Here is a 20,100-nt window from a genome sequence, read left to right as displayed (position 1 = left end):
GCTACAGCCAGAGCAGTTGCGCGTGGCGCGTCTCGCCGAACTCCAGCACGGCGTCCTCGTCGACGAGGCCGGCCTCGACGGCGACGCCGACCGCCTCGGTGCCGACGATGTTCGCCACCTGCGCGCGCTTGAGGCCGGCGACGACCTCCTCGCGGGTCGCCTCCACGGCCTCGGGGCCGCCGTAGAAGTTCTCCTCGACGGTGATGGAGGCGCGCCCGTTCTCGTAGGTCTCGCCGATGCAGTCCGGGTCGCAGACGGAGACGAGCAGCCCCTCGTTCGTCTCCCGCTCGCGGAGCAGCACCTAGAACCCCTCCGGGCCCTCTCCCTCGAGCTGTCGCCCGTCGAAGGGGGACTCCTCGGACGCCGGCTCGCCCGTCGGGGGGGCGCCGGGCGCACCGCTTCCGCCGGGCGCACCGCTTCCGCCGGGCGCACCGCCGGGACCGCCCCCGCCGTGCTCCTCGACGAGTTCCTGTTCCTGCTGTTGGCGGAGCTCTTCAGCCTGTTCGGCGACCTCCTCTGCCTGTTCGGTCTCGCCCGCTTTCTCGAGTGCGCGGGCCTTCTCCTCCAGCACGTCGGCGTTCCGGTGGCCGAGGCGGATCGCGTTGTCGAAGCAGGTGACGGCGTCCTCCGCGAGACCGCGCTCGACCAAGAAGAAGCCCCGGTTGTACCACGCCTGTGCGAACCGGGGGTCGATCTCGACGGCGCGCTCGGCGTGTTCGAGCGCCTGCTCGTGACGGCCGAACTCCCACAGCGAGTAGGCGAGGTTCGTCTCCGCGGTCGCGGCGTGCTCCGAGTCGTCGTCGATCCGGAGCGCCTCCTCGTAGGCGCCGATCGCCTGGTCGTACTCCTCCAGCTCCGCGTGTGCGGCGCCCTTGTTCACCCACGCCTCCTGCTCCTCGAGGGAGTCGTCCTCGGCGAACATGGCGGCGCGCTCGAACGTCGAGGTCGCCTCCTCGAACCGATTGATCCCCATGTACGACAGCCCCACGTCGAGGATCTGGTCGACGTCGACTTCGTCGCTGGCGATGTTGCGACGGTCCAACTCGTCGGTGATGACGCGCGTGTCGACCGGGTCCTCCTTCGTCGGGTCGGCTTTCAGCTCCGGCGGGTCGAGCGTGAACTCCTCGTAGTCCTCGTCGAGCCCCTGTCCGGACGAGAACTCGTGGCGGTCGTCCTGCTGGTCGGTCATATGGGCGCAACTTGGCGGTCGCGGAGGGTAAGGGTTACGTCGCGGATGCCGGTCAACGCGAGGCGTTCGTCTTAGCCCTCGTGAACCGATCGGTCCGAAGCGGTTTCGATGCGGATCCTGTTGATCGGGACGGAAACACTCAGAAAGCCCCAGCCGGCTCGACCGCGCCGGGTTCCGGCAGACGGTCCGGGCTGCCTGCAGTAGCGGACTGCCGGGCTGCGACTGCCGTCGTCCCACTCGGCAAGCTCGCGGGACCCTCGCTGCGCTCCTCGCTCTCCCCACAGCCCGCTGCGGTGCTTGCGTCGTCCGGGCGGGATCGAGCCGGCTGCCCCTTTCAGCCCACCCTCCGCACAGCACCGCGACCGCCCCGCACAGCACAGCAGCCTCGCACCTCCCCAACCTCGGCGACGGCGCGGCCGCGAAACCGCACCGCAGGGCGGCCGCGCCGCCGCCTCCCTCGCGCGCGTTTCTCGCGCGCGCCGACCGCTTTATCGGGTCGCCGGCGCTACCGGGGACCGATCCATGCGCGCGTTCTTCGCGGTCGACCTGCCGCCCGAACTCGCGGACGCGGTCGAAAAGGTTCAGGAACCGCTCGCCGACGCCGCGGGGCTCGACCCCGTCGACCCCGCGAACGCCCACGTCACGCTGGACTTCCTGGGCGAGGTGACCGACGACGAGTACGATGCGGTGGTCGAGGCGGGCGCGGCGGCGGTCGCGGCGGCAGACGTGGGGTCCTTCGAGGTCGGCGTCGGGGGACTCGGCGTGTTCCCCTCGCTCGACTACATCAGCGTCGTCTGGGCCGGCGTCGGCGACGGCGCGGCCGAACTCGCGGCGCTCCACGAGGAACTGGAGACGCGGACGACGGAGCTGGGGTTCGAACCGGACGACCGCGCGTTCACGCCGCACGTCACGCTCGCGCGGATGCGGGACACCCGTGGGAAGGAACTGGTTCAGGAGGCCGTCCGCGAGACGACCCCGGACGTGGGGCGGTTCGAGGCGACGGAGCTGCGGCTGAAAGCCTCCCATCTCACCCACGAGGGGCCGGAGTACGAGACCGTCGCGCGGTTCGAGTTGTGAAAAGCGGCCGGCCGCAGGGCCGGCAGAGACGTCCGCGCTACTCCTCGGAGCGACCGTTCGGCTCGTCGAGGACGATCTCGGTCACCTCGACGATCCGGTCGTCCGCGAGCAGGTCGGCGACCGCGTCGTCCGGCACGTCGGAGTCGAGGTTGTAGACGGTGATCGCCTCGCCGCCGTGGACCTCGCGGGCGTTGTACATCCCTGCGATGTTCACGCCGTGGTCGCCGAGGACGGTGCCGATGAGGCCGATGACGCCCGGCTCGTCGACGTTGCGCGCGACGAGCATGTGGCCGTACGGCACCGCGTCGACGCGGAAGCCGTCGATGCGGACGATGCGCGGGTCCTCGCCCGCGAACAGCGTCCCCTCGACCGCGAGCGTCTCGCCGTTCGCGCTCACCGCGACGCGGACGAGGCTCTGGAAGTCCTCGGTCTGGCGCGTCTTCGACTCCGTCACCTCGATGCCGCGGTCCTCCGCGAGCTGGGGGGCGTTGACCGCGTTGACCTGCCACTCCAGCGGCTCGAAGACGCCCTTCAGCGCGCTGGCGGTGACGAGTTCCACGTCCTCCTCGGCGATGTCGCCCTCGTAGGTGACCTCGATGGAGGAGACGCGGCCGTCGAGCAGCTGTGCGGCGACCTTCCCCGCGGTCTCGGCCACGTCGATGTAGGGCTTGATGCGCGGGAAGGCGGTCTCGTCGACGGAGGGCGCGTTCAGCGCGTTGATCACCGGCTCGTCGCGGAACGCGGCGATGACGGCGTCGGCGGTGTCGGTGGCGACGTTCTCCTGGGCCGCCTCGGTCGAGGCGCCGAGGTGCGGCGTGACGACGACCTCGTCCACGTCGAGCAGCGGCGAGTCGGGGTCGAGCGGCTCCTCCGCGAAGGAGTCGAGCGCGGCGCCCGCGAGCGTCCCGTCGTCGACCGCCGCCGCGAGCGCGTCCTCGTCGACGATGCCGCCGCGCGCGCAGTTGATCAGGTAGCCGCCCTCGAGCTGGGCGAGCTCCTCCTCGCCGATCATCCCCTCGGTCTCGGGCAGCAGCGGGGTGTGGATCGTTGCGAAGTCGGCGCGGCCGAGCGCCGCGTGGAGGTCCTCCTCCAGTTCGGCGCCGAGCCGCGCGGCGCGCTCCTCGGAGATGTAGGGGTCGTAGACGACGAGATCCATCCCGAGCGAGTCGAGGCGCTTCGCGACCTGCTGGCCGACGCGGCCGAGGCCGATGATCGCGAGCGTCTTGTTGTTCACCTCGGTGCCGAGGTACTCCCCTTTCGCCCACTCGCCGTCGACGAGGCGGCCGTGCGCCTGCGGGATGGAGCGCGCGACCGCGAACGTCATCGCGACCGTGTGCTCGGCGGCCGCGCGGACGTTCCCCTCCGGCGCGTTGGCGACGATGACGCCGTGGTCGGTCGCCGCCTCGATGTCGATGTTGTCCACGCCGATGCCGGCGCGGCCGACGATGACGAGGTCCTCCGCGGCCTCGAACACCTCGCGGGAGACGTCGGTTCCGGACCGGACGATCAGCGCGTTCGCGTCGGCGACCGCGTCGAGCAACGCGTCACCTTCGACCTCGTAGTCGGTCTCCACCTCGTAGCCCGCCTCGCGGAGTCGGTCCAACCCCGGGTCGGCGATGGGGTCGGTCACGAGTACCTTCATACTCCGAGCAACCGGCGGCGCGGGGTTAACGCTTTCCTCATCGCGCCGTTTTGCCGGGCGGTTCGATCCGCGTGTGTGCATATCGTCTCCCTTCACTTCGACTGGAAACACCGCGTTCGTGACTACACTATCGACGGCCCGGCGATCCGGTTTCGGCCCGACCGCGATCGCCGGTTCGGGATGGTCCCTTTTGTCGCACGGCGTGCAACTACGGGCATGAGTCTCACTGTCACCCTGATCGGGATCGCGGCCATCGTGTTGTTGACCGCGATCAGCGCCTTCTTCTCAAGCAGCGAACTCGCGGTCTTCTCCGTTGCGAAACACCGCCTCGACGCGGTCGTTGCGTCGGACGTGCCGGGCGCGGCGGCGCTGTCGGCGCTCCGGGGGGACCCCCACCGCTTCCTCGTGACCGTGCTCGTGAGCAACAACGTCGCCAACATCGCCGCGGCCTCGGTCGCGACCGCGGTGCTCGTCCAGTACCTCCCCGCCTCGCAGGCGGCGACGGGGTCGACCGTCGTCACGAGCTTCTTCGTCATCGTCTTCGGCGAGATCGCGCCGAAGTCGTACGCGGTCGCCAACGCCGAGCGCCACGCCCTCCGGGTCGCCCGCCCCGTCCGAGCCGTCCAGCGCGTCATCAGGCCCGTACTCTACATCTTCGAGGTGACGACCGCGGCCGTGAACCGACTCACGGGCGGCGAGGGCGAGATCGAGTCGTACGTCACCCGCGAGGAGATCGAGACGCTCGTGGTCTCCGGACAGGAGGCCGGAGCCCTCGACCCCGCCGAGGGGGCGATGATCCGCGGCGTGCTCGACCTCGAACGGACGCGCGTCCGAGAGATCATGGTCCCGCGGACGGACATGGTTTCGCTCCCGGCGACCAGCTCGCCGGCCGAGGCGGTCGATGCGGCCGTCCGAGAGGGGGTCGTCCGGCTCCCGGTCTACGGCGAGAACCGCGACGACGTGGTGGGCGTCGTGGACGTCCGGGACGCCATCGCCGCCCGGGACGCCGGCGACGAGCTGTCGGCCGCCGTCCACGAGCCGCACTTCGTCCCGGAGACGAAGCCCGTGGACGAGCTGCTCGCGGAGTTCCGCGCGACGGGCGCGGGGCTGATGCTCGCGGTCGACGAGTTCGGAGCGGTCACCGGACTGGTGACGCTGGAGGACGTTCTGGAGGAGGTCGTCGGCGAGATCGTCGGGCGGGGGGAGACGCAGGCGGTCCGCGTCGGCGAGGGCGGCGTCGCGGTCGTCCGCGGCTGGGCGACCGTCGCGCACGTCAACGAGACGCTCGACACCGACCTGCCCGCCGAGAGCGGGGTCGAGACCGTCGGCGGGCTGATCCACGCCCACCTCGGCCGCCTCGCCGAGGCGGGCGACCGCGTCGAACTCGGCGCGACCACGCTGGAGGTGGTCGAGGCGACCGGCACGCGGATCAAGCGCGTGCGCATCACCCGGAGCGACGAGGCGATTGCCGGGGCGGAGAACGGGGAGGGAGAAACGGACGTCTGAGGCCGCCGTCCGCACCCACGGCTCCCCGATCGGTCAACGACGGAAGTGGGCTTGGGCGGGTTCGAACCGCCGACCTCAGCCTTGTAAAGGCCGCGTCATGACCAGCTAGACCACAAGCCCGCAACGTTCCGAAACGCTCCCGCGCTCAAAACGGTTTCCCATCCGGGCGGCGGCCGCGGCGGCTCTCGCCCCTCCGACCGCGAACCGGTCTTCACCTGCGGCGCAACCGCTATCCCTCGCGCCCCCCGAGTCGCGGCCGTGAACCGCCGCCACCTCGTCGCGGCCGCGGGCCTGCTGTTCGCGGCCCTCGTCGTCGTCGCGTGGGCCAACCCCGCGCTGCTGATCGTCGGCTACGAGGAGGCGACCGTGACGGTGACCGACGACGACTCGGGCGCGACGCTCGCGACGGTCGACGCCCGCGTCGCGGACGGCCCGGTGAAGCAGTACGTCGGCCTCTCTGCGACCGAGTCGCTGGACCCCGACGAGGGGATGCTGTTCGTCCACGACGAGTCGGCCGAGCGCGCGTACGTGATGCGCGAGATGGCCTTCGCCATCGACATCCTGTTCGTGAGTGCGGACGGCGCGGTGACCGAGATCCACCGCGGGGCCGAGCCCGAGGAACCCCCGTACACGCGCTACGAAGGCGAGGGGCTGTACGTGCTCGAAGTGCGGGCCGGCTACGCCGACGAGCGCGGCATCGAGGTCGGCGACGAGGTGCGGATCGAGCGCGACGACTGACGGTGTCGGCCCGGTGCCCGTCTCGGTCGTCGCCCCCGCTTCCTGGGACGGCGACACCCAGGACGCCCAGTCCGCGGTCCCCGTGCAGTTGCGGCGGGTGCGGCCGTCGAGGGACCACTATCGAACCAGTGAGTGCAGCCGGAGAACCCGACCAGTAGCCCGGCGAGCCGACGGAGCCGTTCGACCGTCGCCGTGCCGATCGGCGGCGTCGGAACCGAACTGGGGCGCGTCCGACCGGCACCGCGCCCTACATCCGGTCCTGCACTTCGCTCTCGACGCGCTGGCCGGTCTCGATGATCGCCGAGGGCGGCGCGAGGTTCCGCCGGCCGCCGAGCGTCACGACGAACAGGGCGGCGATCCCGATGCCGTAAGCGGCCATCAGGGGCACCGTCACGAGGAACATCGTGATGATGTCCGCGGGCGTGAAGATCGCGGCGACGGTCAACATTGCGATGGTCACCTCGCGCCAGCGGCCGCGGAACGCGCCGTAGGTGATCCCCACGGAGTTCAGAAGGACCATCAGCACGGGCACGTCCGCGAGCAGGCCGATGCCGATGGTGGTGAACACGATGAGCCAGAAGAAGTCGTTGATCCGGTAGGTGATCACCATGTTGGCGTTCAGCGCGTCCGTCACGAGGTAGCTGATGATCGTCGGAGCGATGTACGAGTAGCCGAGTACGAATCCGCCGATCAGGCCGGCCGCGAGCGCCGCGGCCCAGCCGAAGATGACGTTCCGGCGGCCGCGGACGAACCCGCGGTCGCGCAGGGCGGGCCACGCGGAGTACGCCAACACCGGCAGCGTCATCAACGCGCCCGCGAGCACCGAGAACTTCACGAGGAAGATCAGCGCCTCGACCGGGTGGAGCGTGATGATCGTGAACGAGGAGGTGTCGAGCGCCGGGGGCACGCGGCTGATGAAGTCCTCGCGGACGCGGCCGAGACCGCCGAGATACAGGGCGGTGAACGTCCCGGCCATCCAGATCAGGAACCAGGCCACGAGGAGGAACGACCGCGAGCGCAACGAGTCGAAGATGAACTTCAGGTCGGTGTAGTAGCCGCCGATGTCGTCCTCGTCGGCGCCCTCCTCGGTCAGCTCGTCGAGGAACGTCGAGCTCGCCCGGGAGGCGCGCTCTCCCACGTCGTCGGCGATGCCCGGCGTCTCCTCGGCGACGGCGTTCACCTCCGCAGCCGGCTCGGCGCCGGCGGACTCGCCGGCCGCCCCGCCGTCGTCGGTCCCCGCTTCGGCGTCCGCGCCGGCCTCCTCGTCCGTCTCCTCGTCCGGCGTCGCCTCGTCGAAGCGGTCGAGGATCGCCTGCGCCTTCTCGGGGTCGTCGTCGTCCATCGCCTCGCTGGCGAGCGCGAGCGCCTCCTCCTCGGCGAGGGACGCGAACGCCTGCTCGGGCGCGGCGCGGACGCCGCCGGCGTCGAGCCCGCCGATGTCGATGGCGGTCGGGTCGCCGTACTCGCCGCCCGGTGCGACGGTGTCCAGGTCGCGGTAGACGACCGCCAGCGTCGCGACGACGACGAAAAGCAGCGCCCACAGGCCGGCGTAGATACCGGCCGCCGTCGCGGGGTCGAGGCCGAGCCCCTCGCCCGGCGCGAGGAACCGCCGCGTGCTCCCGAGCGACCGGAGCAGGTCGTTGACCGCCGCGCGGCCGCCGTATTCGTAGAACGCGTAGACGAGGCCGCCGCCCAGCACCGCCGCGCCCGCGACGACGTTCCAGTGGCGGCGCATCGACCCGAGCACGTCGATGCGGTCCGAGGAGCGCCTCGCGGTGACGACGACCTTCGCGAGGTAGAGGCTGAAGCCGTACAGCGCGATCAGCGGCACCGCCCACATGATCTGCGTGAACGGGTCCGGCGGCGAGAACATGGCGCCGAAGACGAAGATGAGGACGACCGCGTGGCGCCACTTGTCGCGGAACGTCTCGTAGGGGACGATTTCGGCGTAGGAGAGGCCGGTGATGAGGAGCGGCATCTGTCCCGCCAGCCCGAACGACAGCGAGAGGAAGACGATGAACTCCGTCCACATCACGATGGAGTAGCTGGGGTTCAGCCCCGCGTCGAGGCCGAACGACGCGAGGAACGAGAACATCACCGGGAAGAAGACGAAGTAGCCGTAGGCCACGCCGCCCGTGAACAGGGCGACCGCGAGCAGGCCGATCAGCGCGAGCTTCCACCGTGCGACCGGCGTCTGGGGCCACGCGCCGCGCTCGCGGAGCTCGTCGCGCGCGAAGTAGATGAGCACCGGCGCGGCGACGATCCCGCCGACGATCAGGCCGATCTTCGCCTGCAGCAGGATGACCTCGAAGGGCGTCTGGGCGATGATCTCGGTCTCGGCGGCCACGTCCGGCGGCATGTTGGACTTGGTGTTGGCCTTCAGCGTGTCCCAGACGTAGAGTCGGAGGGCGTAGAACGTGCCCATGAAGCCGATCAGGAAGACGATGAACACCTTCTGGAGGTCCTTCTGGACCGAGCGCAACACGGTCGCGGCCGCGTCGCGCCCCTCCGATAAGGTCTGCTGGGTGTCCTCGTCGAGGGCACTCGCCATACCGGGCCGGAAGCGCGTCGCGGTTATCAACCTTTTCGAACGCCGACGCTCCCGAACCCCCGCCGTCGGGGGCGATCCGGCGGCGCTATCCAAAAAGGCCTATAATAGCCCGGTGGCGTATGTCGGATGAATGGGTGAGGACTCGGATCCCGACGGCGACGAGGGGAACGCGCCGTCGGACGCCGACGAGACGACGCCGAGCGAGGGAGCGCCGGACGCCGAGGCCGAGGCCGACCCGGTCACGGACCCCGATAGCGACGCGTCAACCGCGGGCGAAGAGTCCGGCGACGGCGGTGCTGACGCGGACGACGGCGCAGATGCGGACGACGGCGCAGATGCGGACGACGCGAGGGACGAGTCAGGCGACGACGAAGCGTCCGACGACGAAGCGTCCGACGACGAAGCGACCGACGACGAAGCGACCGACGACGAAGCGTCCGATCCGGAGCCGAACGCGCCCGACGAGGACGAGCTGGAGGAGGCGCGCGCGGTGGCTCCCCCGCTCGACCGCGAGGAGGCGGTCACGAGGCGCTCGGACGAGGGCGACGACACGGAGGACGACGCCGACGGGGACGCCGACGGATCGATGGACGCCGCGAACGACTCGACAGACGTGGCCGAGCCGACCGCGGATGGCCTCGACGAGGACCCCTACGGGATGAGCGACGAGGGGGACGAGGAGGACGAGGAGCTCTTCGAGGGCCCCGAGTCGGACGAGGAGATGCCGTTGGCGGTCCACATCGAGGAGATGATGCGGCGGCTCGGCATCGTCTTCCTGTTCGGCGGCATCGCGACGCTGATCGCGTTCCCGACCGCGACGGACCTGATCGAGTACTTCTGGCAGTTCCACATCCCGGAGCCGATGGCGAACCGGCCGCGGCTCTACGGCCCCCTCGAACTCGTCTTAACGCGGCTGAAGGTGGCCGCGCTCGCGGGCGTGGTCGTCGGGCTCCCCGTCTTCGTCTACGAGACGTACCGGTTCATGCGCCCCGGGCTCTACCGCACGGAGCGGCGCTACTACCTCGCGGCGGTGCCGACGAGCCTGATCTTAGGATCCATCGGGATCCTGTTCGCGCACTTCCTCGTGCTCCCCGCCATCTTCAGCTACTTCACGACCTACACGACGGGCGCGGCCGTCATCGCGTTCGGCCTCGCGGAGACGTTCAACCTGATCGTCGTCATGCTGGCGTTCATGGCCGTCGTCTTCCAGATCCCGCTGTTCATCATGCTCGCGATCATGATGAACCTCGTCACGCGCCGGTGGCTCGAACAGAAGCGGCTGGTGTTCTGGGGCGTGTTCCTCGGCATCGCGTTCCTGTTCAGCCCCGACCCGACCGGGATGGCCCCGATCATCGTCACGCTGACGATGATCGTCCTCTACGAGGGGACGCTCGCGCTGCTGCGGTGGACCGGGAACTGAGCGGGGAAATCCGGCTTCGGTTTTTGCGCTTTGACGTGTTCGCGGACCGCGTTCACGCCGTCCGACGGCCAGCCTAACAGGTCGGCGCCCCGAACAGTGCCTTCACGAAGTTCGGCACCGGCAGCGACCCGATCAGGTCCGAGAGGAAGTCCGGCACGAGGTCCGCCACGAACCCCGGCGGTCCGTTCGGGCCCGGCCCCTCGTCGGCATTCATGCATTCGTCCGTTTGGTCGCCCGGTTGCGCGGCGGCCGGCGCGACCGCGACGCTCGCGAGTAGGACCAGCGCGACCAGCGGGAGCAGCCAGTTGGTTCTCATACACGCCCGTATTGCCCCGGTCCAACCATAAGGGGTCGAGACGCTGAAGTCGGATTGCGGCCGTTTTTCCCGGGTTAAGCGCTCGGGCCCGTCGATCGTCCGGATCGCGCCACCACGGTGGCCGAGACGACCGTGAGCGGTCGAATCGTTGCAACGGCGATGGCGACCGCGGCGGACGCGGCCGATCCCTCACCACCTCGTTATAAGCGCCCGCGCGGCGACCGCCGAGCCATGTCCACCGACGCCCAGCAGGCCTGCTTCGAGGCGGGCATCAAGTTCGGCTCGCTGTACCACCAGTTCGCGGGGACGCCCGTCAGCCCCGCGTCGACGCGGAGCCTCGAGACCGCGATGGCGGAGGCCATCGAGAACCAGCCGTACTGCGAGTCGGTCGAGGTGACGGTCCACGACGACCGCGTGCGCGAGGCGATCGACCACGAGAACGGCTACACGGAGCTCACGGGCTCCCTGATGGACGTGACGATGCGCGTCGTCTACGAGGACGTCGTCGTGCGCACGCGGATGGAGATGGAGGGCGGCTATCCGCTGATGAAGCTCGTCGACGTGGAGGAGTGAATCGCCGCGAGGAGCCGTCTGGTCCCGAACCGTCTGCGTCCCGAACCGTCCGCATCCTGCACCGTCCGCATCCCGAACCGTCCGCATTCCGCCGAAGCTTCTTGTCGAACCGGGTCGACCCATCGCGTATGGCCGACGACTGCATCTTCTGTGCGATCGTCGCGGGCGACATCCCCGCGCGCACCGTCCACGAGACCGACGACGTCCTGGCGTTCCTGGACGCGAACCCCCTCGCACCGGGCCACACGCTCGTCATCCCCAAGGCGCACCACCGGCACGTCGGGGACCTGCCGGCCGACCTCGCGAGCGCCGTCTTCGACGCGGTCGCGGACCTCACCCCGCGCGTGCAAGCCGCCGTGGACGCGGACGCCGCCAACGTCGGCCTCAACGACGGCGAGGCGGCCGGTCAGGAAGTCCCGCACGTCCACGCGCACATCGTCCCGCGGTTCGAGGGGGACGGCGGCGCCCCGATCCACGCGGTCGCGGGCGAGCGCCCCGACCTGAGCGACGCGGAACTCGACGAGGTCGCGGCCGACATCGTGGCCGAACTCGACCGCTGAGTAACCCCCATCTCGGTACAAATTCAACCTCTTCCTCGAAGAATTTAAACCCGAAAGCGCGCCAGTAGGCCCATGACCGGCACGACGCTCGCGCTCGTCGGGGCGACCGGCGGCGCGGGAACGACGCGGACCGCGGTCGAGTTGGCGGCGATGGGTGCGCGGACGGGGGAGAACGTCGCCGTGCTCGACGCCGCCTACGCGACCCAGGGACTCTCGGAGTACGTCTCCGGCCGCATCGACCCCGACCTCACGGCGCTCGTGACCGACGAGCGGGAGCGCCCCCTCGCCGACGCGGCCCACGGCGCGGGCGACGCGCTCCCCGGGAACGTCACGTTCGTCCCCGCCCGCGCACCCTTCGAGCGCGTCGCGAGGGCCAAGACCGCGGCGGCCGCCCGCGCGCTGTCGGACCGGATCGGCGCGGCCGCCGCCGAGCACGACCGCGTGATCGTCGACACGCCGCCCGTCGCCGCCAATCAGGCGGTCGCGGCCGTCACCGAAACCGATCGAGTCGCGGGCGTACGCCCGGCGAGCAGACACGGGCGCGACGCGCTCCAGCGACTCCGCGGTCGGCTCGACGACGTCGGGAGCGGACTGGACGCGACGCTCGCTGTCGACCGGTTCGGTGACGGCGGGGAAGCCGCGGCGACTGACCGCGGCGCGGACGCGACCCTGCCCGCGACCGACCCGACGGTCGCCGCCGCGCCGGTCGCGGGAACCGACGACGGGGCCTACGGCGAGGCGGTCGCGGCCGGCTTCGAGGCGGCGTTCGACGCGTCGCTCGAGGTGAGCTTCGAGGACGAGGGCTTGCTGGACCGGATCGGGAACTGAGCCTCAGCGCCGCTCGTCCAGTCCCGCCCCCAGCCCGTCGCCGAGCGGGTCCACGGGGTCGGCCGCGACGGCGTCGGAGAGCTCCGGCACCGGGTCGTGGGTCTCGGCGTACGTCGCGAGCGCGAAGTCGGCTTCGTCGCCGCCCGCGAGCGCGACCGCCTCGCTGCGAGAGAGATCGCCGTCGAGCCAGTCGCGGACGGCGCCGCGCCGGCTCGGCGCGAGGGGGCGGACGCCCGTGAGCCCGCAGCGGTAGAGCGCCTTCGCGGCGACCATCGGCGCCACGCCCGCCTCGCGTGCGGCCGCGCCCACGCTCGACCCGACGGTGTAGGCGTCGACCAGCGTCGCGACCGCCTCGGGGGTACAGGGGAGCGCGTCGGCGTGCTCGCGGAAGCGCTCGACCGTCGGCACGTCCGTGTCGTCGACGACCGCCGCGCCGCGGTCGCGCTGCTCGCTCGTCACCTCGATGCCGGCCGCGATCTCCGAGAGCGTCACGCGACCGACTGACGCGGCTTTCTACTTAACTTTTCTGCACGAACTGAAAAGAGAAAACACGGGGGAGGGAACCGAACGGTCACCGGTCGGTTGTTCCGGACGATCCGCGCCGATCACCCCCGATCCGTCCCGGGTTTAAGTAAGGAATCGGCGCCAAGCCTGTCGTGTATGAGTGGAACACGCTCCACGCCGTCGCGCTCGCCGGGTTGCCCCGAGTGTGACGGTCAGGTTCGTACCGACGGCACCGAACGCGTCTGCGGCGACTGCGGGCTCGTGGTCGAGGCCGACCGCATCGACCACGGTCCCGAGTGGCGCTCGTTCGCGGACGACGACACCAGCCCCGAGCGGACCGGCGCGCCGCGGACGCGGGCCAGACACGACCGCGGGCTCTCGACGGAGATCGGCCGGTCGACGCGGCTCACCGGTCGGAAGAAGCGCCGTCTCGCACGGATGCGGACGCACCACAAGCGCTCGAAGATCGGCTCGAAGCGGGAGCGGAACCGCGTCTACTCCTACACGGAGATCCGGCGGCTGGTCGGCGAACTCGGGCTGCCCGAGAGCGTCCGCGACCAGGCGTGTGCGCTGTTCGACTCGGCGCAGGACGCGAACCTGCTTCGCGGGCGCTCGCTGGAGGGGTTCTCGGCGGCCGCCGTGTACGCCGCCGCCCGGGCGGCCAACGTCGCCCGGACGCGCACGGAGGTGCGCGAGGCCGCGAAGGCGACCGCCGGCGAACAGGACGCCGCCTTCGACGCCATGAACCGCGAACTGGGGCTTCCGGTCGGCCCGACCGACCCCGCGGAGTACCTCCCGCGGTTCGCCTCGGAGCTCGGCTGTTCGACCGCGGTCGAGCGGCGCGCCCGCGAGCTCGCGCGGCGAGCGGTCGAGGAGGGGACCGCGGGCGGGCGCGATCCCAGCGGCGTCGCGGCGGCGTGTCTGTACACCGCGGGTCAGCAGGTCGACGCGGGTGGGGCGGTCACCCAGCGGGAGGCCGCGGACGTGGCGGACGTGACGCCGGTGACCGTCCGGAGCACGTACGTGGAGATCAGGGGCTACCGGAGCCGAGACTGACGCCGCGGGCTCCAGTCGGGCCCCTCGGCCGACCGAAGGGGTGTTAGTCCTCCAACCCGTCCCTTTCGGTAATGGGAGTTCAAGAACAGTCCCCCTTCGACGTCGACGCGCTCCGCGACGACTTCCCGATCCTGGAGCGGAAGGTCGGCGGCGACGTGACGGTTCCCGGCGAGGGGCCGGGCGACGAGACGCCGCTCGTCTACCTCGACAACGGCGCGACGACGCAGAAGCCGAACCAGGTGATCGACGCGATCGCGGACTACTACCGCGAGTACAATGCGAACGTCCACCGCGGGATCCACCAGCTGAGCCAGGAGGCGAGCGTCGCCTACGAGGAGGCCCACGACCGCGTCGCCGAGTTCATCGGCGCCGAGGGACGCGAGGAGATCGTCTTCACGAAGAACACGACCGAGGCGATGAACCTCGTCGCGTACGCCTGGGGGTTGGAGGAGCTCGGCCCGGGCGACAGCGTCGTGCTCACGCAGATGGAGCACCACTCCGCGCTCGTGACGTGGCAGCAGATCGGCAAGCGCACCGGCGCTGACGTGCGGTTCATCGAGGTCGAGGAGGACGGAACCCTCGACATGGACCACGCCGCCGACTGCATCGACGACTCGACGAAGATGGTCTCGGTCGTCCACGTCTCGAACACGCTCGGGACGATAAACCCCGTCAGTGAGCTGGCGGAGATGGCCCACGAGCACGACGCGTACCTGTTCGCGGACGGCGCCCAATCGGTCCCCACCCGACCGGTCGACGTGGGCGAACTCGGGGTCGACTTCCTCGCCTTCTCGGGCCACAAGATGTGCGGTCCGACGGGGATCGGCGTCCTCTACGGCCGCGAGTCGTTGCTCGACTCGATGCAGCCGTACCTCTACGGCGGCGACATGATCCGCCGGGTCAGCTTCGAGGACGCGACGTGGGAGGACCTCCCGTGGAAGTTCGAGGCGGGCACGCCCAACATCGCACAGGGGATCGGGCTCGCGGCCGCCATCGACTACCTCGAGGGGATCGGCATGGAGAACGTGCAGGCCCACGAGGACCGGCTGGCCGAGTACGCCTACGACCGCCTGACGGAGTTCGACGACGTGACGATCTACGGCCCCCCGGGCGACGAGCGCGGCGGGCTGGTGGCGTTCAACCTCGACGGCGTCCACGCTCACGACCTCTCCAGCATCCTCAACGACTTCGGCGTGGCCGTCCGCGCGGGCGACCACTGCACCCAGCCGCTTCACGACGAGCTGGGCGCGAACTCCTCGGCGCGGGCGTCGTTCTACGTCTACAACACGACCGAGGAGATCGACGCGCTCGTCGAAGCGGTCGACGAGGCGCGACAGCTGTTCGCCTGAGCGGCGAGCGGTCCCCTCGAACTCCCATTTTTCAGGGCGCGTCCGCAGGACGGCGCGCCCTCGCGACACACGCCCTCGCAACAGCGCCGCTGCGAGACGGACGGTCGCGCCGGAATTTATAAGCCCGCCGGGGGGCCGGCGGTCGAACACCCTTATACGGCACGCGCCCCCAGCGTCGGTATGAACGTAGTACCGGACACCAGTGCGGTCGTCGACGGCCGCGTGTCCGAACGCGTCGAGGACGGGACCTACGAGGGCGCGACGGTGGTCGTCCCCGAGGCCGTCGTCGGCGAACTGGAGGCGCAGGCCAACGACGGCCGCGACTCCGGCTGGGACGGGCTCTCGGAGCTCCAGCGGCTCGCGACGATGGCCGACGAGGGACGGATCGACCTGACGTACGTCGGCGTCCGCCCCGGAGCCGGCCGGCAGGACGCCGCCGACGAGGGCGAGATCGACGCGGTGATCCGCGACGCGGCCGGCGAACACGACGCCACCCTGCTCACCAGCGACGTGGTGCAGGCGGAGGTCGCGAAGGCGAAGGGGCTCGCGGTCGACTACCTCGAACCCGTCACCCGCGGCGTGGTCGAGGAGCTCCCCATCGAGCGGTTCTTCACCGACGAGACGATGTCGGTCCACCTCAAGACCGACACGAAGCCGAAGGCGAAACGCGGCACGCTCGGCGAGATGCGCTACGAGGTCATCGACGACGAGCCCACCGGCGACGAGCAGATGCGCGAGTGGGCCACCGCCATCGTCAACCTCGCGCGGCAGTCCAACGACGGCTACGTCGAACTCTCGGACGAGGGTATGGACATCGTCCAGTACCGCAACTACCGGATCGCGGTCGCGCGGCCGCCCTTCTCGGACGGCGTCGAGATCACGGCCGTGCGTCCCATCGCGAAGACCGTCCTCGACGACTACGAGTTCGCGGACGAGCTCCGCGAGCGGTTCCTGGAGTCGAAACGCGGCGTCCTGATCTCGGGGTCGCCCGGGGCCGGGAAGTCGACGTTCGCGCAGGCGGTCGCGGAGTTCCTCAACGACAGCGACTACGCGGTCAAGACGATGGAGAAGCCCCGGGACCTGCAGGTCGGGCCGGAGATCACCCAGTACGGCGCGCTCGGCGGCGAGATGGCCAACACGGCCGACTCCCTGCTTCTGGTCCGCCCGGACTACACCATCTACGACGAGGTCCGGAAGACGGACGACTTCGAGGTGTTCGCGGACATGCGGATGGCCGGCGTCGGCATGGTCGGCGTCGTCCACGCCTCGCGGGCCATCGACTCGCTCCAGCGGCTCGTCGGCCGCGTCGAGCTCGGGATGATCCCGCAGATCGTCGACACCGTCGTCTACATCGAGGCCGGAGAGGTCGAGACCGTCTACGACGTGGAGACGGAGGTGAAGGTGCCCGAGGGGCTCACCGCGGAGGACCTCGCGCGCCCGGTCATTCAGGTGACGAACTTCGAGACCGGCCGGCCGGAGTACGAGATCTACACCTTCAACCGACAGGTCGTCACCGTCCCGCTCGGCGAGGACGGCGAGGGGAGCGCCGAGACGGGCGTCGGCCGCATCGCGAAAAAGGAGATCGAACGCGAGATCCGGTCGGTCGCCCGCGGACACGTCGACGTCGAACTGCAGGGCAACGACGACGCGGTCGTCTACGTCGAGGAGGACGACATCGCCTCCGTCATCGGGAAGGGCGGCGGCCGGATCACCGACATCGAGAACAGGCTCGGCATCGACATCGACGTGCGCACGCACGACGAAAAGCCCGGTCGCGGCGGCGCCGCGTCCGGCTCCGGCGGTCCCGCGGGCACCGGCAACGGGCAGGTCGGCGCGGAGCGCGAGCAGGTGGTCCAGCCGGAGATAACTTCCCGGCACGTCGTCATCCCGATGGACGAACACGTCGGCGACACCGTCGAGGTGCGCGCGGGCGACGAGTACCTGTTCACCGCGACCGTCGGCCGCGGCGGCGAGGTGCAGGTCTCCCGCGGCTCCGCCATCGCCGAGGAGCTCGAGGACGCCATCGACCGCAAACAGCGGATCACCGTCGTCCCGGCGCGCGGGTGATGGGCGCGCGGTCGGCACGAAGATATCAGGGCCGGATCGACCGGCCGGTCGCCGTTCGCCTTGGCGCCCCGCCGTGAAAAAGGATTCTCCGAGTGACCCGCCGTCGCCGTGCAACGTCGCCCTGCGGTTCGACGACTGTCGAACGAAAACCCTCCTAAACGATAACGCTTTTTTGAGGGTGGCGGGAACCGTTCGGGTATGTCAGACGAGCTGAAGCGGGGCTTGGAGGGTGTTCTCGTCGCGGAGTCCGAGCTGAGCTACATCGACGGTAGCGTCGGCAAACTCGTGTACCGCGGCTACGACATCGGGGATCTCGCCCGCGAGGCTACCTACGAGGAGGTGCTCTATCTGCTGTGGCACGGCGAGTTACCGACCGCGGACGAGCTCGACGCGTTCGCGGCGGACCTCGCGAGCGAGCGCGCGGTCGACGACGACGTGCTGGAGACGGTCGCGACCCTCGCGGAGGCGAACGCCAAGCCGATGGCGGCGCTGCGGACCGGGGTGTCGATGCTCGGCAGCTACGACCCCGAGCCGGACGGCGAGCCGGAGGACCTCAACCACTCGCTCCGGCAGGGCCGGCGGATCACCGCGAAGATCCCCACGATCCTCGCCGCCTTCGAGCGCGCGCGGCAGGGCGAGGAGCCGGTCGCGCCGGACCCGGAGCTGTCCCACGCCGGCAACTTCCTCTACATGCTCACCGGCGTCGAGCCGGACGCGGTGGCCGAGGAGACGTTCGACATGGCGCTGACGCTGCACGCCGACCACGGGCTCAACGCGTCGACGTTCACGGCGATGGTGATCGGTTCGACGATGGCCGACATCTACTCCGCGGTCGTCGGCGGCATCGGCGCGCTCTCGGGCCCGCTCCACGGCGGCGCCAACCAGGACGTGATGGAGACCCTCCACGAGGTCGACGCCTCCGGGAAGGACCCCGTCGAGTGGGCGAAGGACGCCCGCGCGAACGGCCGCCGCATCCCCGGCTTCGGCCACCGCGTCTACGAGGTGAAGGACCCCCGCGCGGAGATCTTAGAGGAGAAACTGCGCGACCTCTCCGAGTCGACCGGCGACACGAAGTGGCTCGACTACACGTCCGCCATCGAGGAGTACCTCACCGACGAGGGCCTCGTCGAGAAGGGGATCGCGCCCAACGTCGACTTCTACTCCGGCTCCGTCTACGACCACCTCGGCATCCCGATGGACATGTACACCCCCATCTTCGCGATGTCCCGGGCCGGCGGCTGGATCGCCCACGTGCTCGAGTACCAGGAGGACAACCGCCTGATCCGCCCGCGCGCCCGCTACACCGGTCCCGAGGACGCCGAGATCGTCCCGCTCGACGAGCGGTAGGTCCCCGACGTACCGGCGAGCGCGCCGACCGCGTGCCGCCGGGCTGCCGGAGTCGGACGGTTTAACCCCCTCGTCGGCGACCGAGGGAACGATGACCGCGTTCGGCCGCCTCCGCGAGTACGACGTGCTCGTGGTGACGGCGCTGATCTGGTTCCTCGCGAAGTTCCTGCGCTACGCGTTCCCGCCGCTGTTCGAGCCACTGCAGGCGAGCTACGGCGTCAGCAACGCCGCGGTCGGGACCGCCTTCACCGGGTTCATGATCGTCTACGCGGCGATGCAGTTCCCCAGCGGCGTCCTCGCGGACCGGTTGGGGGCGGTGCGAGTCGTCGTCGCGGGCGCCGTGCTCGCGGGGGCGGGCGCGCTCGTGCTCGTCGTCGACTCGCCGTTCGCGGTTCTGGTCGGCGCGATGCTCGTGATGGGCGCGGGGACCGGCGCGCACAAGACCGTCGCCGTTCGCCTGCTCTCGCGGGTGTACCCCGCTCGGACCGGACGCGCGCTCGGCGCGCTCGACACGTTCGGCGCGTTCGGCGGCGTGGTCGCGCCCGCGGCCGTCGTGCTGTTTCTGTCCGCGCCGCCCGCGCTCGCGGCGGCGCTGTCGCGGCTGCCGGGCGCCGACTGGCGCGCCGTGTTCCTGATCGCCGGCGTCGTCGCGCTCGGACTGGCGACCGCGTTCCGGATCCGCGTGCCGCGCCGGCTCTCCGAGGGATCGGACTCCACGGACGAGCACGCGGACGAATCGCCGGTCGAGACGGACGACGAGGACCGGGACGAGCCCGGCGTCCGCGACTACGTCGACCTGTTCCGTGCCCCTCGGTTCTCCGCGTTCGTCGGCGTCACGGTGCTGTTCTCGTTCGCCTACAACGGGACGGTGGCGTTCCTGCCGCTGTACCTCGCGGACGCCGGCGGGCTGTCGACCGCGACCGCGAACCTGATCTACTCGGCGCTGTTCGTCGTGAGTCTGGTCCAACTCGTCTCCGGCGACCTCAGCGACCGCGTGGGTCGACTCCCGGTCATCGTCGCGACGCTGGCGCTGGCGGGCGCGGCGCTCGCGGCGGCGGTCGTCCTGCCGGCCGTCGGCGCCGGCCCGGTCGCGCTGGGCGCGGTCGTCGTCCTGCTGGGACTGGGCGCGCACGGCTTCCGGCCGGTCCGTGGTGCACACCTCGTGGAGATCCTGCCCGACTGGATGGCCGGCGGCGGGCTCGGCGTGGTCCGCACCCTGCTGATGGGCGCCGGCGCGTTCGCGCCCGCGGTCGTCGGCACCCTCGCGGACGCCGCCGGCTTCCGGGTCGCGTTCGCGCTGCTGGCGGCCTCGCAGGTCGGTGCCGCGGTGCTGGCGGCCGGGCTATGGGTCACGGAGTAGTGAGCGGTTCCCGCGCC

At 70.6% G+C, this 20,100-nt stretch carries 18 protein-coding genes and 1 tRNA gene; 12 read left to right on the top strand and 7 right to left on the bottom strand.

What is annotated here, in order from left to right; translation table 11 throughout:
• Position 1: 1 nt before the first annotated feature.
• Positions 2-301: a DUF424 domain-containing protein gene (locus tag ACQE3L_RS04590; protein WP_426962605.1), complete on the bottom strand. Its 300-nt coding sequence runs from the start codon at positions 299-301 to the stop codon at positions 2-4.
• On the bottom strand, positions 302-1,189 hold the full coding sequence (locus tag ACQE3L_RS04585) for a tetratricopeptide repeat protein (protein WP_426962604.1): 888 nt from the start codon (positions 1,187-1,189) through the stop codon (positions 302-304).
• A gap of 522 nt (positions 1,190-1,711) precedes the next feature.
• On the opposite strand from ACQE3L_RS04585, the gene thpR reads away from it, so the two are divergent.
• On the top strand, positions 1,712-2,266 hold the full coding sequence (gene thpR, locus ACQE3L_RS04580) for an RNA 2',3'-cyclic phosphodiesterase (RefSeq protein WP_426962603.1): 555 nt from the start codon (positions 1,712-1,714) through the stop codon (positions 2,264-2,266).
• 37 nt (positions 2,267-2,303) lie between these two features.
• Here the strand turns inward: thpR and serA are convergent, their stop codons facing one another.
• The gene (serA, locus tag ACQE3L_RS04575) at positions 2,304-3,908 is read right to left on the bottom strand and encodes a phosphoglycerate dehydrogenase (RefSeq protein ID WP_426962602.1); all 1,605 of its coding nucleotides are present in this window, start codon (positions 3,906-3,908) and stop codon (positions 2,304-2,306) included.
• 216 nt (positions 3,909-4,124) lie between these two features.
• Between serA and ACQE3L_RS04570 the strand changes: the two genes are divergently transcribed.
• Positions 4,125-5,414, top strand: coding sequence for a hemolysin family protein (locus ACQE3L_RS04570; RefSeq protein WP_426962601.1), 1,290 nt, complete (start codon positions 4,125-4,127; stop codon positions 5,412-5,414).
• Positions 5,415-5,460: 46 nt separating this feature from the next.
• On the opposite strand, the gene ACQE3L_RS04565 is transcribed toward ACQE3L_RS04570, so the two are convergent.
• Positions 5,461-5,534: transfer RNA gene (locus ACQE3L_RS04565), tRNA-Val, on the bottom strand.
• A 138-nt stretch (positions 5,535-5,672) separates the two neighbouring features.
• On the opposite strand from ACQE3L_RS04565, the gene ACQE3L_RS04560 reads away from it, so the two are divergent.
• Positions 5,673-6,152, top strand: a complete 480-nt coding sequence (locus ACQE3L_RS04560) for a DUF192 domain-containing protein (protein WP_426962600.1) — start codon at positions 5,673-5,675, stop codon at positions 6,150-6,152.
• A 247-nt stretch (positions 6,153-6,399) separates the two neighbouring features.
• Here the strand turns inward: ACQE3L_RS04560 and tatC (ACQE3L_RS04555) are convergent, their stop codons facing one another.
• Positions 6,400-8,703 (bottom strand): twin-arginine translocase subunit TatC, encoded by a 2,304-nt coding sequence (tatC, locus tag ACQE3L_RS04555; protein WP_426962599.1) that lies wholly within the window; start codon positions 8,701-8,703, stop codon positions 6,400-6,402.
• A gap of 130 nt (positions 8,704-8,833) precedes the next feature.
• Here tatC (ACQE3L_RS04555) and tatC (ACQE3L_RS04550) point away from each other — a divergent pair, with 130 nt between their 5' ends.
• A complete protein-coding gene (tatC, locus tag ACQE3L_RS04550; protein ID WP_426962598.1) occupies positions 8,834-10,123 on the top strand; it encodes a twin-arginine translocase subunit TatC in 1,290 nt (429 codons plus the stop codon).
• Positions 10,124-10,196: 73 nt separating this feature from the next.
• On the opposite strand, the gene ACQE3L_RS04545 is transcribed toward tatC (ACQE3L_RS04550), so the two are convergent.
• Entirely contained in the window at positions 10,197-10,439 is a 243-nt protein-coding gene (locus ACQE3L_RS04545; protein ID WP_426962597.1) for a histidine kinase, read from the bottom strand.
• Between the two features lie 231 nt (positions 10,440-10,670).
• On the opposite strand from ACQE3L_RS04545, the gene ACQE3L_RS04540 reads away from it, so the two are divergent.
• The 3 genes from ACQE3L_RS04540 to ACQE3L_RS04530 all read left to right on the top strand — a co-directional run bounded on the left by ACQE3L_RS04540 (position 10,671) and on the right by ACQE3L_RS04530 (position 12,400).
• Positions 10,671-11,012 carry a dihydroneopterin aldolase family protein gene (locus ACQE3L_RS04540; RefSeq protein WP_426962596.1) on the top strand — a complete coding sequence of 114 codons (342 nt, stop codon included), beginning with the start codon at positions 10,671-10,673 and terminating at the stop codon, positions 11,010-11,012.
• 128 nt (positions 11,013-11,140) lie between these two features.
• Positions 11,141-11,572, top strand: a complete 432-nt coding sequence (locus ACQE3L_RS04535) for an HIT family protein (RefSeq protein WP_426962595.1) — start codon at positions 11,141-11,143, stop codon at positions 11,570-11,572.
• 72 nt (positions 11,573-11,644) lie between these two features.
• Positions 11,645-12,400: an AAA family ATPase gene (locus ACQE3L_RS04530; protein ID WP_426962594.1), complete on the top strand. Its 756-nt coding sequence runs from the start codon at positions 11,645-11,647 to the stop codon at positions 12,398-12,400.
• A gap of 3 nt (positions 12,401-12,403) precedes the next feature.
• Here ACQE3L_RS04530 and ACQE3L_RS04525 read toward each other — a convergent pair whose 3' ends face one another.
• Positions 12,404-12,892 (bottom strand): DUF7858 family protein, encoded by a 489-nt coding sequence (locus tag ACQE3L_RS04525; protein WP_426962593.1) that lies wholly within the window; start codon positions 12,890-12,892, stop codon positions 12,404-12,406.
• Positions 12,893-12,982: 90 nt separating this feature from the next.
• Here ACQE3L_RS04525 and ACQE3L_RS04520 point away from each other — a divergent pair, with 90 nt between their 5' ends.
• The 5 genes from ACQE3L_RS04520 to ACQE3L_RS04500 all read left to right on the top strand — a co-directional run bounded on the left by ACQE3L_RS04520 (position 12,983) and on the right by ACQE3L_RS04500 (position 20,083).
• On the top strand, positions 12,983-13,960 hold the full coding sequence (locus ACQE3L_RS04520) for a transcription initiation factor IIB (RefSeq protein ID WP_426962592.1): 978 nt from the start codon (positions 12,983-12,985) through the stop codon (positions 13,958-13,960).
• 71 nt (positions 13,961-14,031) lie between these two features.
• Positions 14,032-15,309, top strand: a complete 1,278-nt coding sequence (locus ACQE3L_RS04515; protein ID WP_426962591.1) for an aminotransferase class V-fold PLP-dependent enzyme — start codon at positions 14,032-14,034, stop codon at positions 15,307-15,309.
• A gap of 180 nt (positions 15,310-15,489) precedes the next feature.
• Positions 15,490-17,376 carry a PINc/VapC family ATPase gene (locus ACQE3L_RS04510; protein ID WP_426962590.1) on the top strand — a complete coding sequence of 629 codons (1,887 nt, stop codon included), beginning with the start codon at positions 15,490-15,492 and terminating at the stop codon, positions 17,374-17,376.
• A gap of 198 nt (positions 17,377-17,574) precedes the next feature.
• Positions 17,575-18,723 carry a citrate synthase gene (citZ, locus tag ACQE3L_RS04505; RefSeq protein ID WP_426962589.1) on the top strand — a complete coding sequence of 383 codons (1,149 nt, stop codon included), beginning with the start codon at positions 17,575-17,577 and terminating at the stop codon, positions 18,721-18,723.
• Between the two features lie 91 nt (positions 18,724-18,814).
• Entirely contained in the window at positions 18,815-20,083 is a 1,269-nt protein-coding gene (locus tag ACQE3L_RS04500) for an MFS transporter (RefSeq protein ID WP_426962588.1), read from the top strand.
• Positions 20,084-20,100 lie beyond the last annotated feature (17 nt).

The sequence above is a fragment of the Haloparvum alkalitolerans genome (assembly GCF_050122995.1).
Classification (GTDB): domain Archaea; phylum Halobacteriota; class Halobacteria; order Halobacteriales; family Haloferacaceae; genus Haloparvum; species Haloparvum alkalitolerans.
This window is presented reverse-complemented; position numbering and strand designations above follow the sequence as displayed.